Below are 15,234 nucleotides of genomic sequence, written 5' to 3'. Positions count from 1 at the left end.
TTGGGCCTTGTGCAGGGTTTCCGCTAGCCTATGACGGCAACCACGGGCCGTTATCGGCCCAGCAAGAGGTCCGAGTGGCGGAATGGCAGACGCGCTAGCTTGAGGTGCTAGTGCCCTATTAACGGGCGTGGGGGTTCAAGTCCCCCCTCGGACACACACGACTGAGATGAGCGAAACGAACGCTCGTGTTCATTTCCGAGCAGATGGCGTGAGTTGAGCGGCAAAGCCGCGATCACACCCAATCCGCGACACGACTCAGGTCGGCAGTCGCCGTGACTCGCGCGTTAAGCGAGTCGTGATCAAGAAGCAGGCCCGGGGCTTGCGGACACCTCGGCGCGCGTTCTGCCCCAGTTGCCCTCCCTAAATACCGCCGCCAACCCACCCAGCTCCTCAGCCATTTCACTGATCTGGGCGGCAGACATGATGGAGGGTTGTTGAACGCGCGCTAGAGGGGCATTCAGTTCATCACGCTCGGCGGTACGACGACGCAACGCTCAGATTCTCAACGGCTACAAAAGACTCCACTGCGGTAACCAGAGCAGCAACCTGGCTATTTAGCCTTGCCGAGCTGACACCGCAAAGCCACATAACCGGTATTTGCCGTCGGGTCAATGTGCTGCCCGCGCACTAAGTCGTCCAGGTCTACGAGGGAGGCAATCCATCTGTCAAGCCGACAGGTCACCGTGCCTTCCCACAGATACACCGCACACGGGTGATCGGCCAGTTCAGCTGGCGTGGAATGCGAATTTACCTAGCTCGCAACGGTAGAGAATGCGGGTGGTTGCTTTCCGACCTTACCTCGGTGAACACGAGGTCAGCACGCAAGCGCTTCTTGGCGGGCAGAGGCACGTTATCGACACGGTAGTCCAGGCGCGCCTTCTACTGGGCAGATTCGGGCGGTCCGGTCCCGCGATGGGGGGGATCGCGGGACCGGACCTATGGGGTTGATCAGCTCCCCACGTTGCTCACTGTAGCTGATCTGTTCGAAGAGTTCCGGTTTGAAGAAAGCCGAGATTGCTGTGGCTCGCCGGGGCAGCTCCTGACCAGTCGCCCGTTGGGAACGAACACCCAAGCTGCGCAGAGAATGTCGGGGCATTTCATTAGTGATCGCTTCCGCGCTGACGCAACGCAGACCCCTCTCTGAGCTCAGTTCGACATTTCGCTACTCGCGCGTTCGTACGGCATTTAAGTTCTATCCACTTTTTTTCTTGTCGCTGCCCGCCAAGGCCCCACCCGTAATTGTTTGTGATTCTTGAGGTTCCGAGGGATTGCCATATTTCACACTTCGAACGCTTACCCAAAGCGATGCCAAGTCGCCCCAGTCATGTATTTCGACAGACTCAGTCAACAAGCACCTCGCCAAGCCTCTGATCCAGGTAGTAACAGAGAGGGACAGAGCCTGAAAGGTAGGACCGGTAATGTCCCTGATCTCCATCATCACAGCGATCTATGATCCCGTGCCGGAGTTTCTGATGGCCGCATACAAGTCAGTGCGAACACAAGTTGTGCCGGCCGGCAATTCCGGGAACGCACCATCGATCTCCGTGAGGATGCGGCGCGCGCACGAGAGTTCAGTCAGCGGGATGCAAGATGCCACCCGTCCCACCGCGACCCGCCACGGTGTCCGTTCCGCCGAGGAAATCGGCATCGCGTGCGACCCGCACATACGCGTGCTGGACGCGGCACTAGAGCTGGGGCGTATGGCCAAAGCCGCCCAGTCCGCGCGGCGGCGATTCCTTGACTCTGAGAGCAGCAGATGTCAGCGCCAAATACTGGCTCCCCAGTTGCCACTTCCTGATACGAACGGCTGTGAATCTGCACGAACGCCTGTGGACGACAGAGGTCAGCGTGGCGGTCGACCAGTTCCACGAGGTCCATTATCGATTGACCGCCGACCTTTGCGGCGTGGGCGCAGCTCGGGATTAATTGCGTTTCCCTTCCAGCGGTTGATTTCCTCACAGATGTTGGTCGCTGAAGACGCGCGAGGTGGCCGGCTGTAAGGGTTTGCGTATGATCAGCCGCACCGGGAATGTGACAGAGTTCTTTTTCAGCTGATATTCCGGTGGACCGGTCACCTTCCACCAGTTCGGCGGGACTGCCTCGGAGTCCGTGATCTTGTCTGCTGCATCGCTACAGGCGGTGCAGAATCGGTCGTGGTTGTGGGTCTCAAGGACGATGTCTACGAAGTTGGAGCATCCGACCACGTCACATTCGTCGAGGCCGCAGACCGTGATCGTTCTTTCCGTAGCTAGAATTTGATAGCGCAAGAGCCCGCGTTCAGCTGTCTTGGTCACAGAATCAGACACCCCTCGGTGGCTCGGTAATTAACTAGCGCGCCGGCATCACTCTTGGGTCTAGATGCTCCCGGCTGATTTGAGGCCTACTCGGACATCCGGTCAAGGCCCACTGGGCAGACGGCCGCCGATGACTTAGGTAGTGGGCACGGTGAACGACCCCTCGACGATCACCGTACCCACTATCCTTTCTTCGCTGCCGCTATATTTTCGGAGTCTGAAGCAGCGGCATCGGCTGCGCTCGCGGCCGACCGACGATCGCGCTGTCGGACTCAGCGGCCAGCGCCGACGGCTGAGCGCTATCCCCTGGAGCGCTCCGCCAGTGAACACCGATCCGATCAGGCGATACATATCGCAATGCAATCAGCGGTAACAGTTCCGGAGCAACCAGATTCGAGCATTATCGCCCCATACTGCGAGGTCAAAGAGCCCTGTTCGGTATTCCGCGCGCGGATAGTCTGTGTAGTTAGTAACGGCGTTGACTGCTGATCGTGGAGCTAATGGCGCATCTTGGAGTTATCGCACGTCTGCGCCCTCGGCGCAGACGTGACACCGTTGCACGCTTAGTGTCGTTCGGGATTTGCCAGTGCCTTCAAGCATGGGAGTTGAGGAGGTCGTTCGTGGCCTCGTCCGGGCCCTTGCGATGGGCGCGGCTAGATAGCCGACTGCTGGCGACACCGCGACTAGCAGGTGGGCTGGGGTACTTTAGTGGAGATTGAGGCCAAGTTCGCGGATCGCGGTGACGCGTTGGATGGCGACTTGGCGGCTGACATCGTCCCAATCAAGGGTGGCAGTTACTTGCCCAGGATGTTTGCGGTAAAGCCAGGTTACGGTAGACGGCACATATCCTGTGGTGAGTTCTACGAGTGCGGCCAGCAGGTAGACATCGGCGCCGCGCGGGTAGCTGCCCCAGCCTCCGAGCGCACGTGTAGTGGTTGTGCGCACGGTCAGTCCTGCGGTGTGCACGGGCAGGAAGTCCGCGTGGTTGTGACACATGTAGTCACTGACTATGCCGGGCTCGATAATTCCGGTCTCAATCGGGAGTTGGAACGATACTCGACTCCCATCGGGGAGCAGATCGTCAGCTTGGGCGGCTACCCAGTGGATGTGTGAGTATCGGCTGAAAGCGTTGATCGCGGTGGCCATCGCGTCAGGCAGCAGCAGATCATCGGAGTCCAGGACATGCACTAATTCGCCCACCGCGCGCCTCAGCGCCAGGTTGCGTGTCTGCCCTTCTCCGAGCTGCTGATTGTTGGGCTGGTATCGGGCGAACGGAAACGCCGCGATGTCATCGCCAAGGCCCGGTTGTTCACCGTCCTCTTGGACAACCCATTCCAAGGTCCAACCGTCGGGAAGGTGTTGAGCGGCGATGCTCTGGCCGGCTTCGATAACGAACGGGCGCCGCACCTTCTGCGCAGGGGTCAATACCGAAATGGTGGGCATGTGTCTTCCTGGTGGCGGCGCTACGGCGGGCAAGGCGGTTCGTACGGTAACGAGGGTAGCGTTTGCTTCCAGCGCTGCTCGTCGAGCGCGCCGTGGGTGCTTTGGCAGATTCGGTCGGCCGCGTTGTCGACGTTAAGATTCCACCGTCGCAGGGTGCCGTCGCGGCTTGCGACGTATAGGTGTGCGTCGGGAGCAAATGTCACTCGTGATCGGGATGCGCCTTGTTCAGGGGTCAGTGAGTCGCCGATCGGTGCGGGCTTAGGTCTATTGGTGGTGTCCCAGAGTAGGACGGTGCCGTTGTCTGTGCCGCTTGCCAGGGTCCTTCCGTCAGGACTGAAAGACGCCTGAGCCCCACTGCCGCCGGTCAGCAGCGGATCACCGAGGGATGTCGGGTGCATCGGGTCGGTGATATCCCAGAGTCGCAGGGTTTGGTCTTGGCCTCCACTGACGAGTGTATTTCCATCGGGGCTGATGTTGACCGAGTCGACCGCGGCGGTGTGTCCAGTAAGCACGGTTGGTGAGGCAATGGGACGCCGCGGGTCGGTGATGTTCCAGATTCGGATGGTTCGGTCCGAGCTCCCCGCAATCAAATGCGCACCATCTGAGGTGAAGGTGACGGCGCTGACGAAGCCGGTGGAGCCGCGCAGTGGTTCCGAAAGGCGTTGCGGGTAGCGGGGGTTGGTGATGCCCCAGAGCTGAACTGTGTCATCGGTGGCGGCGGTGGCCATTGTGTGCCGATCTGGGCTAAACGCGACGACGTTGGTGTACTTGGTGGCGTTAGGCAATTCGGCGAGCTTGATGGGATGCGCGATGTCGCTGATGTCCCACAGTGTCGTTGGCGCGGAGCTTAATTCGGTGGCCAATAGTCGGCCGCCAGGGTGTATTTCGGCTTGATATTCGTAACCGCCGGCGCTGTTGTCGGGTAGGCGCAGCATGCCGGCCAGAGTCGGGTAGCCGTTGTTATTCCACAGTTGGACGAGGTTTTCGGAGGCGGTGACCATGACGGCACCGTCAGCACTCAACGATGGCGCGTTCACGCGGCCGAAGCGGCTCGGGATCAAGCCGGTTGGCAGCGTCCATAATTGGGGTATTCCGGATGTTCCCGAAGTCGCTAGGTGGTGGCCGTCGGGGCTGAAGGCGACTGACGTCAATCCGCCGCCGTCGACCAGCGGTTGCCCTAACAGCACTGGGTGCGCGGGGTCCAGGACGTTCCACAGTTTGGCGGTGCCGTCATATCCGGCCGATGCCAGCATCGCTCCGTCGGCGCTGAATTGCAGCGACCATGACGCTTCTGTGTGTGCGGGCAGTGGGTCACCGAGCCCTTGTGGGTGTTTCGGGTCTGCCACGTTCCACATGCGTAGAACGCCGTCTTCGCCGCTGGCGGCCAGCACGGTGCTGGCGGGGTTGAACGCGACAGCGTGGGCGATATTGGTGAATCCGCCCAGCGGTGGCCCCGCCGGTGCTGGCCGGGCTGGATCGGTAACGTCCCACAGGCGAACGGTCTTGTCGTTGCTGGCCGAGGCGAGGAGTTTCCCGTCGGCGCTGAACGTGACAGAGCGCACGGGACCGGCGTGCCCGGTCAAGCGGGCGCCAGCGCGGGGTTCGTCTGGGTTGGCCACATCCCACAATTGAACGGTGCGGTCATCGTCCGCTGTGGCTAACGTGCGACCATCCGGACTGAAGGCCGCCATGTAGGCGGTTCCGCCAGTAGGCAATGGTGTCGAACGTTGGTGAACATCAGCAGGATTCGACACATTCCACAATCTCAGGGTGCCGTCCCCGCTGGTTGAAGCCAGTGTCTTGCCATCAGGGCTGAACGCGACAGCGGTAACAAAACTGGTGTGACCGGTCAGCGGTGGCCCGCTCGCTGAGGGACGGCTCGGCTCTGAGGTATCCCATAGCCGCACGGTGCCGTCGTCGCTGGCCGAGGCCAACAGCTTGCCATCCGGAGTGAACACCACTGTGTATGCCGCCCCCTTGTGCCCCACCAAAGGTGTTGCCAATGGCATGTTTTGCGTGGCTTGGATCCGCAGGCGGACCTGCTGGTCATCGGGTCGCATTCTGCGGGCGACGAGCATCAGCTGGGCGGACAGTGCGGGATCATTGACCACGCGTTGGTCGGCAACGGATAGGACCTGTCGGAACAGTGCATCGGCATACTGGCGGCCAATGGCGCCGCGTGAACGCGCAGCGATCACCGCGGCGATGGAGGCCACCACGGTCAGCACCACCAGACCAATCACTGCAGTGCGTGCCAGCAGCATCAGCTGCCGCTTTCGTACACTTGAGGCAGCCGCGAACACCGTTGCCGCAGGACTGGCGTCGTCATCAACGGACAGCCACGCCAACGTGTTTTCTAGCCGCACACCCGATTGCAGGAACGACGGATCGTAGTCGTGGTCCTTCCATGCGGCCGCGTCATCTTCAGCCCGTTGACGGATGGTCGCATACTCTCTGTCAGCCTCGACCCACTGCGCCAGCCGCGGCCACGCGCGCAGGACAACTTCGTGAGTGAAGGTCACCTCATCATCGGCGATTGTCAGCAACCGCGCCGCCGATAAGACCTCTAAAACTTCCTCGGCCACTTCAGGTTCGGAGGTGCTGTCGACCAGAGTTTGGCGTGGTAGGCGCCGGCAGCTGTCACGTCCTGGATCTCCGATGCTGACCAGACGCATCAAGACACCGCGCGCGACGCGCCGTTGCCGATCGTCGAGGCGATCCCAGGCCCGCTCCCCCGTCTCCGCCACCGAGCCGCGCACACCACCGGCGGCCCGATAGCCGGCGACCGTCAATTGTCCTACGCGCCTCCGTGACCAGGTGCCGGCCAGCACGTGGGACAGCAGCGGAAGCCGCCCGGGTGCGTCTTCACCCTGGCCGACGCCGACATCGGTCAGGATCAAATCGACCAGTCCCGGTTCGATACGTAGCCCCGCTGCGGCGGCGGGCTGCACGACAGCTTCGCGGAGCTCTACAGAGGTCATGGGTTCAAGGACCATGCAGCGGGACTGCAACGCGCCGGCAAGCTCCGGGAACTCGACGCAGCGACCCAGCACATCTGATCGCACACCTGCGATCACTACCGCAGCCCGCCCGGTCAGCGTCGACGGCTGGCATATCTGGTGGAGCGTTGTGATGAATTGCGCCGCATCGGCTCTGGGTACGCCGAGGGTGAAGAGTTCCTCGAACTGGTCGACCACGACCAGTAGTTGGCCTTTGTCCGCGCGGGCCTGTACATCGGCGCGCTCTAGCAGCTGCCGAAGTGCCGCAACCGGATCATCGCCCGGCGTCAATAGAGCAGTGGCACACCCGGCGTTGTCTCTCGGCTGTGTCCCGGATGCTTGAAGGTCTAGCGCCCCGGAACGGGCCGCGGGGATCAGTCCAGCCGACAGCACGGAGGACTTCCCCGCACCTGAGGGGCTGGTCAAGATGAAAATCCCCGGCTCGGCTGGGTCTGTTCTCGTTAGGAGACCGACGAGGTTGTCGACGGCACGGTGGCGGCCGTAGAAGCGAGAGCTGTCAGCCGAGCGGAACGGCGCTAGGCCCTGATATGGACATGCTGCGGACTCGACTACCGCTTCGGCAGTGGCCGGGGCGCTAGCAGTCTCGCGCGCATCGGTCCACAACCTCTTCCAGTACTCGAGGGTGTACAGGCCCACAGCGGGGGGGTCGGGGGTCCGTTTTCGCGCTTCGGTGATCAAGGGTTGAAGCACAGCATCGATGGACTCGAACCGTTGTGGGAGTCGTCGGCCGCGACGCCAGTCACTGACACGCTGGATAGTTACTGGCGGTGCGCCGGGAGAACGGCGCTGCTGCATTGTAGTGGCCAGGGCCACCACCTTTTTCAGGGGCGGCTTCCCGGCGCAGACGAACAACAGCGCAAGCGATTCAGCGAACGCTGCACGTGAAGTCTCAACATTTTCCGCCAGCGCAGCCATGCCCGATTCTTCGGGATCATCTTGGGAAGTGGACGTCGGCGACTCCATCAGCTCTGAGCATCGCCCAGGTCCGACGCTGCGATCTCCGGCTGCGGTGCGCGCCACATGCCGATAAGCCCGCCAAATTCATCCCTGACCACGGCTCCGTTACCTCCTCGACCCTAGCTTTCCAGAATATCTAGTTACGGGAGCCCGCAGCGCTGGATATGTGGGCGGTACAGGGCGGTCGGCCGATGACCAGATCTGCCATACCTCGACTCGTGTCGCAAGGTGGCCAAGTCCCCCCTCGGACACACAATTGACGCGAAGCCGCCTGCTAGCCGCCGCGTGACGTCAGATTGATCAACGGCAGATAGACGGTGTCGAACAGCTCCGCAAGCTTGTCGTCGTCAAACTGCTTGCGGGTGAAAAACAACTCATGGCGCATGAGCGCGAGAATGCTTGTCGCAACGGGCAGTGGGATGTCCTCGGGACCGATCTCACCGCGCTCGCGGGCATCGGCCAAGGCCTGCAGCACTGTTTGGTCGACCCATCCGGCGATTGCCGTGGTCATTTCTTCGGCCAACTCGTCGTCGGCCTCCGCCAGTAGGCAGCGATAGTTCCCAATCCCGATGCGCTGCAGCTCACGGAGCAAGGCCCCCAACAGGGCCAATACGTCTTCACGCAGGGAGCTGGCCGACGCGAGCCGGGCAGGCGGGTATCGCAGTGTCGGCAGCGCGTCGGCGACCATGTGCGCGCGTGATCGGTAACGGCGGTACAGCACCGGCTTGCTGGTCTTGGCACGACGGGCCACACCCTCAAAAGTGACCCCGGAGTATCCGTGCTCCTTCAGCTCCGCGTACGTCGCGTCGCGGATTGCCGACATCAGCGCTTCGTCCCGCCGCCGTGTGCCGCCATCGGCCGGCGACGCTTCTGCGCTTTCCTTCACGCTTCCAGTAGACACGTTGCGTATCTTACGCGTGATACGATCGATCCATACAAGATACGATCCGTTTCTTATCGCACGGCTCTTGCCGCCAGGACTGCCCGAGGAAAGGAAATCCATGAGCGTCGTTCTACCGACGGTGGCCGATTTGAGCCCCGCGCAACGGGAAGCATTCGAGCTGTTCCCCGCCAATCTGACCCGGGGACTGGTGATGACGAAAAACAGTGCCAAGCCCTATCTCACGCTGGGCCTCTCCTTCAGGGACGGCGGATTGCCCCCCGAGACCAGAGAATTGGTCATCTTGCGTGTCGGCGCGGTCACGCGCGCGCAGTACGAGATACACCACCATGCCCCCGAGGCACAGCGAGTCGGAGTGCCGACCGGGGTGATCGACGCTGTTGTGTCCGGAGCAGACTCGTTCGGCGATGAGCGCCTCGCTGCGCTCACGGTTTCGTCGACGAACTACTTGCCGGGATCGCGGGCCCACCCGCGACTACCGACGCCGTTCAGAAGTTCTACTCAGACAACGAAATCGCCGAAATCGTGCTACTCACTGGGCACTACGTGATGACAGCACTCTTCCTCAAGACGCTGGGCATCACTGCCGACGGCGAGGGTGCGACACAGGACATCCTCACGACCGCCACGAACACCTTGCGTTCAGAAGAAGGGCAGGACTGATATGACACAGGATCGTGCCTTCCACAAGGGACTCGTCCAAATCGGCGGGGGCGCACACGTTTTCCTGTCCGGCGACGAGGGTTTCGGGCTGGCCAATGCGGGTCTGGTGGTCAGCGATGGCGAATCACTGGTCGTGGACACCCTTTACGATGTGCGGCACGCGCAGGAGATGCGTGATGCGTTCGGGCAGCACACCGGTGCGATATGTATTCAACACGCACACCGACGGAGACCACTTCTTCGGCAATCAGGTATTCGCCAACGATGTCGAGATCATCGCCACCGAAGCCGCCAGTGCGCTCATGGTGCAAGAGCACGCCGATCTGACCGCCGAGCTCCTGGGCGGCAGCGCCGACCCGTCATCAGATATGCACGTGTTGGCCCCACTGGCCAAGCCCTTCCGCTTCGATGAGGTACGCGTCCGTCCCGCGGACACCACGTTCTCGGGCGAGAGGGCGCTTCGGGTGGGCAAGCTAGACGTCGAGTTGCACGAGCTCGGTCCGGCCCACACCGTCGGAGACGCGATCGCCTTCCTCCCCGAACACAAGGTGCTTTTCTCCGGCGACTTGCTGACCCACGGCATCGTGAAAGTCGTCTGGTCGGGTTCGATCCCCAACTGGATCGCCGCGCTGGAGCGTATCCGCGCCTTTGGCGCCAAAACCGTTGTGCCCGGTCATGGTCCAGTGCTGGTCGGGTGCGAGATCGACGCGGCCATCGATCGCGGCATCGCGTTCTGGTCGGATTTACACGAGCAAGCGAACCGTCTCTACGACCAGGGCACCCCCGTCGAGGACGCGACAGCCCGCATGGACGTCACGAAACATCCTGAAGCGGCGGTCACCCTGCCGATCATCGTCGCGGCCATCTACCACGAACGCGACCCCGAAATCCCTTTCCAAAGCCTCACCCAGGCACTGGAATCCATCTCAGGACAGCTCACCAAGGCCGCAGCCGGTCCGAAGTAGAAGCGAGTCTGGGGTCAGCCTGCCGCGTTGGTACGCAGCGGCGGGCATTGCCCTTCGGCATCCGCGGTGAGCTCGTAGTGCCACTTCTCGTTGGCGAAGACCTGGCACAGGCCGAATTGCGTGCTGTGGGCCAGCATCCACCCGTAGGCCGACGCGGGGCCGATATCAACAGCCTTGCCCTGCACATGATGCGATTCGTCGGGAGTGGCCACCCACTGCCGTGCCACCGCCAGGCTTCCGTATGTCTGTACCGCGTCATCGAGTAACTGCTGCTGGAAAGCCCGCGACCGCCAGCCCGACGTGATCACAAGTGTCACACCGTCGACCGCCGCGCTATTGGCGGCATCTTGGACAGCGCGCAGCAGCGGAGGGTCCAGCCTGATGACCGCTAGCGACGTGGTGTCGAATGGGCTTACCGGAGCGGACAATGCTCCCCCGTCCGGCTCCTCGCCGAGCGTGCCGGACGAAGGAGGCTGCGGAACGGTCGTCTGGGCCGTCACTAGGACGATGCTGGCCACCGCATCCGAGTGGCCACCCGCAGCGGGCTCGGCGGCGTGGCATGCCGACAGGGTGAGGGTCGCGGCGATGGCCGCGCCCACGGCAGCGCTACGCGACATCTGGCAAGGTCCGGTCACGAGCGCTGTGGCTCGTCCTCATCATCGTCGTCGACGTCGAATTGCTCGTAAGTCTCTTCGGCCGAGGGATGGTGGTGCGCCGCTGTGGCGACCTCCTTGAGGCTCACCGCGGCAGCGGCAGAGGAAGACGTCTCCGACACCCGTGGGATCACAGATGTCTCGCTTGGATCAGCTTCCGCCACATCGGCTTTCGCGTCACTCTCGGCAGAGTCGGCGGCAGGTTCCCCGGAATCTGCGCCTTCGGGCTCGTTCTCGCCTGCCTCGGCGTCCCGGTCGGACTCCTCGTCGGATTCCAGTGCGCCGGCATGCCGGTCCCGGATCGCGTCGACGATCATGAGCACCACGCCGACGGCGGCCGCGGCGATACAGACAAAGGCAAGAACCTCATTACTGGTGACCACCGCGGTCACCAGGGCCGCCAGACCGACTGCGGCCAATACCAGTGCGACGATCAGCATCGCGAATCACTCCTCATACGTGCCGCGAGCATAGACCGATCTAGATCAGTAGTTGTTCCCACGGTTGAACTGGCCGAAACCGGCTTCCTTGGATGCGTTTTCATTCGAGGCGCCCGCATCGACGGGTGCTGCCGAACCGCGCTGGCCAAGCTCCTCGAGCTGAGACTCCAGGTAGGTCTTGAGCCGGGTGCGGTACTCGCGCTCGAATGTACGCAACTGCTCCAGACGACCTTCCAGCACCGTGCGCTGCTGATTGATGGTGCCCATGATCTCCGAGTGCTTGCGCTCGGCATCGGATTGCAGGGCATCGGCCTTCTCCTGCGCCTGGCGCAGCTGGGTCTCGGAACGGGTCTGGGCATCCGAGAGTAGCGCCTCGGCCTTGGACCGTGCCTCGGTGACCGTCTTATCGGCGGTGGCGCGGGCCTCGCTGACAATCTGGTCCGCATTTGCGCGAGCATCGGCGAGCAGCTTTTCCGACTCGGACTTGGCGTTCCCGGTCAGACGGTCCGCGGTGTCCTGCGCCAGACCCAAGATCTTGGCCGCGCGGACATGGTGCTCCTCTGTCGACGCCGCGACGGGAGCGGCAGCCACAACCGGCGCCGGCGTGGGCTCGGGCTTAGCGGGCTCCGGCTTCTTCTCGGGCTTGGGCGCCTCGTAGACGGGGGCGGCGCCGCCACCCTTGCGGGCCTCGACCAGCTCCTGGTCCAGCTCCTGAACCCGCTGACGCAGATCCGAGTTCTCCTCGATCAGGCGGGCCAGCTCGTTCTCCACCAGGTCGAGGAAGGCGTCAACCTCATCCTCGTTGTATCCGCGCTTACCGATGGGTGGCTTACTGAACGCGACGTTATGTACATCAGCTGGTGTAAGCGGCATTGCCTGCCCCTATCAAGTCTCGACGTCTGGAATCGTATTGCAGTGTAAAGCGAACGTGGCGTCTCACTGTAACTGGCGTCCATCCTGTCACATCAGACCCGCCGGTCGCAGCAGAGCTTGTTAAGTATCCCTCTGACGTGCATAAAAATACTCTGAGGCTTTGGATATGACGCGCATTCGTATCCAGATCGATGTGAGTTGAATACCGAAATTCAGCGTCGCTGGAGGCTTAGCCAGCGGCCATCAGGAACGCCACCCGCATGCCAAAGAATCCGACCAAAAGCAACAAAGTAATGGACAAATCGAATCGCACCGCGCCAAGAGAGAGGGGTGGAATGAGGCGGCGCAATAACCGCACCGGAGGGTCGGTGACCGTGAAGATGAGCTCCAGAATCACCACCGTGGCGCCTCGCGGGTGCCAGTCACGGCTAATGGACTGAATGGTTTCGATCACTATGCGGGCGAACAGCAGCAAACAGAAAAGCAGAAGCGCATAGCCAATGATCTCAAAAAACAGTGCCAAGGGATCCCTCACCAACCAAGCGTGAAAACCACGCGCGGGCTTCTCGTAACAACAGTCGCAGCCTACCGGCAGGCCCCACCGGACCGCCTGTCACACAACGAAACCCCTGGGCGATGCCACAGGCGCCACCACTAGCAACCAATGGTTGCATATCATTGAGTCGGCCCCTATGCTGAAACGCAACCGATAGTTGCGAGTAGGGAGAGACATGTCATACGAACGCATCGAGCGCGAGCTGTACGTCGACGCCCCACCGGAGGTCGTCTTCTCCGTCATCAGCCGCCCGGAACATATGAAGCAATGGTGGCCGGACGACGCCGAGTTCGCCCCGGCTCCGGGCGCCCGGGGCCAGATCTCCTTTCACGGCGAGGAAGCCGGTGAGGTCCATGTCTACGGCCTGACGCTCGTCGACGTGGAGCCGCCGCGGCTGTTCTCATTCCGTTGGTGTTATCCAGAAGGGCACTTGGCGAACGACGGGAATTCGCTACTGGTGACATTTGAGCTCACGCCCTCGGGCGCGGGCACGCGGGTGCGCATGACCGAAGTCGGCTTCCGGGACCAGGGACGCACCGAGGCCGAGGTCGTCGAACAGTACGAGTCGCATGAGGAAGGCTGGGCGCAGCACCTGCCCCGGCTGGCTCCCTGTGTGGGCGAGCTGGCACGGCGGTCATGACCGCAGTAATCGACGACGACCTGTGGGCGGCGGTCGGCGATCCGACCCGGCGGCGGGTCTTCGACCTCATCCTCAACGACGGCGTGGCGACGGCCACGACATTGAGTGAGCGCCTGCCGGTCACCCGCCAGGCCGTGACCAAACATCTCGCGGTCCTCGACAAGGCGGGCCTGGTCCGTGCCACCCCCCAGGGGCGGGAGAAGCAGTATCGCGCCAACGGCGAGCAGGTCGCCCGCATCGCCGAGCAGCTCAGCGCCGTGGGAGCGGCCTGGGATCGCCGACTGGCACGAATAAAGCACCTCGCCGAGACCATAGAGAAGGCAACATCATGAAGACACCCCCGATCGTGTCGGCTCCGGAATGGGACATCGCATACCAGCAGATGCTCGTCGAAGAGAAGGCATTCACCCGGGCGCGTGACGCATTGGCCGCCAAGCGACGGCGCATGCCCTGGACCGAGGTGAACGCCTCCTATCGGTTCGAGGGTCCGGAGGGGCCGATGAACCTCCTCGAGTTGTTCCAGGGGCGCCGCCAGCTCATCGTGTACCGCGCCTTTATCGATCCCGGTACCGGAGACTGGCCCGCACACGGCTGTACCGGCTGTTCGTTGATGGCCGACCACATAGGCAACCTGGCGCACCTGAACGCACGCGACACCACACTGGTCTACGTCTCGCGTGGGTCCCAGGCCGACCTGGAGCGGATCAAAAACCGCATGGGATGGAAAATCCCTTGGTACACAATAGTTCCCGAAAGCACCTTCGATCGGGACCTGGGCGTGCACGACTGGCACGGACACAACGCGTTCATCCGCGACGGCGACCGTGTGTATCGCACTTACTTCATCAACAACCGAGGCGACGAGGCGTTCAACAACACCTGGACCTTCCTCGACATGACGGCACTGGGCCGCCAGGAGACATGGGAAGACTCCCCGCCGGGCTACCCCCAATCCCCCGCGTACGAGTGGTGGGACTGGCATGACGAGTACGGATCACATGAACCGTCGCGATGGTTCGGCGACCCGGACCCCGACGACCCGCATGATCCGCGGCCGGTGAAGCCCTGCCACTAAAGCGAATTCGGGCGAGAAGATGCAGTTCGCATCTTCTCGCCCGAATTCGTCAGAGGTCTACTGGTAAGAGTAGAAGCCGCTCTCGGCGATCCGGCGGCGCTCCTCGGCGCTGACATCGATATCGGCCGGAGACAGCAGGAAGACCTTCGTCGCCACCTTGTCGAACGAACCGCGCAACGCGAACGCGAGTCCGGCCGCGAAATCCACCACGCGCTTGGCATCGGCGTTGTCCATCGACACCAAGTCCATGATGACCGGGGTGCCGTCGCGGAACCGCTCACCGATGGTGCGTGCCTCGCTGTAGTCCTTGGGGCGCAGCGTGGTGATCTTGGACAACGGGCTGCCCTCTTCGAAGATCGCGGCGCGGCGCGGATCCATGGCCAGCGCGCCACGGGTGGGAGCGCTACCCCTCAATGAGCCCAAACGCGGTGCCGGACGGTCGAACTCGCGCGGCGCCGGGTGCCGGGCGGCAAAGCGATCCTCCTCGGCGTAACCACCAGGACCACCGGAACGGTAGCCGGGCTCGTCGTAGCCGTACTCGGCATCGTCGGCGAACCGCTCGCCACGGCGCGGGTACCGGCGATCCTCGGCGGACGCGCGCCGGGGCGCATGCGCGTCGACGTCGTCGTAGTACTCGTCGTCGTAGTCGTCCATGGGAGCCATGCCGAAGTAGGCCTTGACCTTGTGCAGCGTGCTCATCGCGTGACCTTCCGTGCGTGGGCTATATGGAGTTCAGTTGTTCGCTCGGTCTCTA

12 protein-coding genes, 1 tRNA gene and 2 pseudogenes are annotated in these 15,234 nt (G+C 62.5%); 6 read left to right on the top strand and 9 right to left on the bottom strand.

The annotated features are described in order from the left end of the window. Window positions 1-68: 68 nt before the first annotated feature. Window positions 69-154, top strand: a tRNA-Leu gene (locus tag RHO23_RS05635). A gap of 1,801 nt (window positions 155-1,955) precedes the next feature. Here RHO23_RS05635 and RHO23_RS05630 read toward each other — a convergent pair. The 4 genes from RHO23_RS05630 to RHO23_RS05615 all read right to left on the bottom strand — a co-directional run bounded on the left by RHO23_RS05630 (window position 1,956) and on the right by RHO23_RS05615 (window position 8,537). Next, window positions 1,956-2,294, bottom strand: a complete 339-nt coding sequence (locus RHO23_RS05630) for a hypothetical protein (RefSeq protein WP_123771730.1) — start codon at window positions 2,292-2,294, stop codon at window positions 1,956-1,958. Window positions 2,295-2,999: 705 nt separating this feature from the next. Continuing rightward, window positions 3,000-3,737 carry a glycosyltransferase gene (locus RHO23_RS05625; RefSeq protein ID WP_264921644.1) on the bottom strand — a complete coding sequence of 246 codons (738 nt, stop codon included), beginning with the start codon at window positions 3,735-3,737 and terminating at the stop codon, window positions 3,000-3,002. 20 nt (window positions 3,738-3,757) lie between these two features. Beyond that, window positions 3,758-7,552 (bottom strand): NACHT and WD repeat domain-containing protein, encoded by a 3,795-nt coding sequence (locus RHO23_RS05620; protein WP_423489174.1) that lies wholly within the window; start codon window positions 7,550-7,552, stop codon window positions 3,758-3,760. A 436-nt stretch (window positions 7,553-7,988) separates the two neighbouring features. Next, entirely contained in the window at window positions 7,989-8,537 is a 549-nt protein-coding gene (locus tag RHO23_RS05615) for a TetR/AcrR family transcriptional regulator (protein ID WP_264921778.1), read from the bottom strand. A 178-nt stretch (window positions 8,538-8,715) separates the two neighbouring features. Between RHO23_RS05615 and RHO23_RS05610 the strand changes: the two are divergent. Both RHO23_RS05610 and RHO23_RS05605 read left to right on the top strand, forming a co-directional pair. Further along, a pseudogene (locus RHO23_RS05610) lies at window positions 8,716-9,278 on the top strand (carboxymuconolactone decarboxylase family protein). Window position 9,279: 1 nt separating this feature from the next. After that, window positions 9,280-10,243, top strand: a pseudogene (locus tag RHO23_RS05605) (MBL fold metallo-hydrolase). A 14-nt stretch (window positions 10,244-10,257) separates the two neighbouring features. Here the strand turns inward: RHO23_RS05605 and RHO23_RS05600 are convergent. From RHO23_RS05600 to RHO23_RS05585, 4 genes are all read right to left on the bottom strand, one after another. Then, on the bottom strand, window positions 10,258-10,860 hold the full coding sequence (locus RHO23_RS05600) for a M15 family metallopeptidase (RefSeq protein WP_064408575.1): 603 nt from the start codon (window positions 10,858-10,860) through the stop codon (window positions 10,258-10,260). Between the two features lie 14 nt (window positions 10,861-10,874). Beyond that, a complete protein-coding gene (locus tag RHO23_RS05595; RefSeq protein WP_423488778.1) occupies window positions 10,875-11,336 on the bottom strand; it encodes a hypothetical protein in 462 nt (153 codons plus the stop codon). 45 nt (window positions 11,337-11,381) lie between these two features. Beyond that, window positions 11,382-12,209: a DivIVA domain-containing protein gene (locus RHO23_RS05590; protein ID WP_030095511.1), complete on the bottom strand. Its 828-nt coding sequence runs from the start codon at window positions 12,207-12,209 to the stop codon at window positions 11,382-11,384. Between the two features lie 229 nt (window positions 12,210-12,438). Beyond that, entirely contained in the window at window positions 12,439-12,732 is a 294-nt protein-coding gene (locus tag RHO23_RS05585) for a YggT family protein (RefSeq protein ID WP_030095510.1), read from the bottom strand. A 208-nt stretch (window positions 12,733-12,940) separates the two neighbouring features. Here RHO23_RS05585 and RHO23_RS05580 point away from each other — a divergent pair, with 208 nt between their 5' ends. From RHO23_RS05580 to RHO23_RS05570, 3 genes are read left to right on the top strand one after another with little or no spacing between them, the layout of a single operon-like run. Further along, window positions 12,941-13,405: an SRPBCC family protein gene (locus tag RHO23_RS05580; RefSeq protein WP_064408573.1), complete on the top strand. Its 465-nt coding sequence runs from the start codon at window positions 12,941-12,943 to the stop codon at window positions 13,403-13,405. Beyond that, window positions 13,402-13,737: an ArsR/SmtB family transcription factor gene (locus RHO23_RS05575; protein WP_064408572.1), complete on the top strand. Its 336-nt coding sequence runs from the start codon at window positions 13,402-13,404 to the stop codon at window positions 13,735-13,737. Before RHO23_RS05580 ends, RHO23_RS05575 begins: the two co-directional genes overlap by 4 nt. After that, window positions 13,734-14,480, top strand: coding sequence for a DUF899 domain-containing protein (locus RHO23_RS05570; protein WP_070921779.1), 747 nt, complete (start codon window positions 13,734-13,736; stop codon window positions 14,478-14,480). Before RHO23_RS05575 ends, RHO23_RS05570 begins: the two co-directional genes overlap by 4 nt. A 57-nt stretch (window positions 14,481-14,537) precedes the next feature. On the opposite strand, the gene RHO23_RS05565 is transcribed toward RHO23_RS05570, so the two are convergent. Then, entirely contained in the window at window positions 14,538-15,179 is a 642-nt protein-coding gene (locus tag RHO23_RS05565) for a cell division protein SepF (protein WP_030095506.1), read from the bottom strand. Window positions 15,180-15,234 lie beyond the last annotated feature (55 nt).

Origin of the sequence: Mycobacteroides sp. PCS013, from assembly GCF_049532645.1 — a bacterium.
Taxonomy (GTDB): Bacteria; Actinomycetota; Actinomycetes; order Mycobacteriales; family Mycobacteriaceae; genus Mycobacterium; species Mycobacterium gwanakae.
The sequence above is the reverse complement of the archived record's forward strand: the minus strand, read 5'-3'. Positions and strand labels throughout refer to the sequence as shown.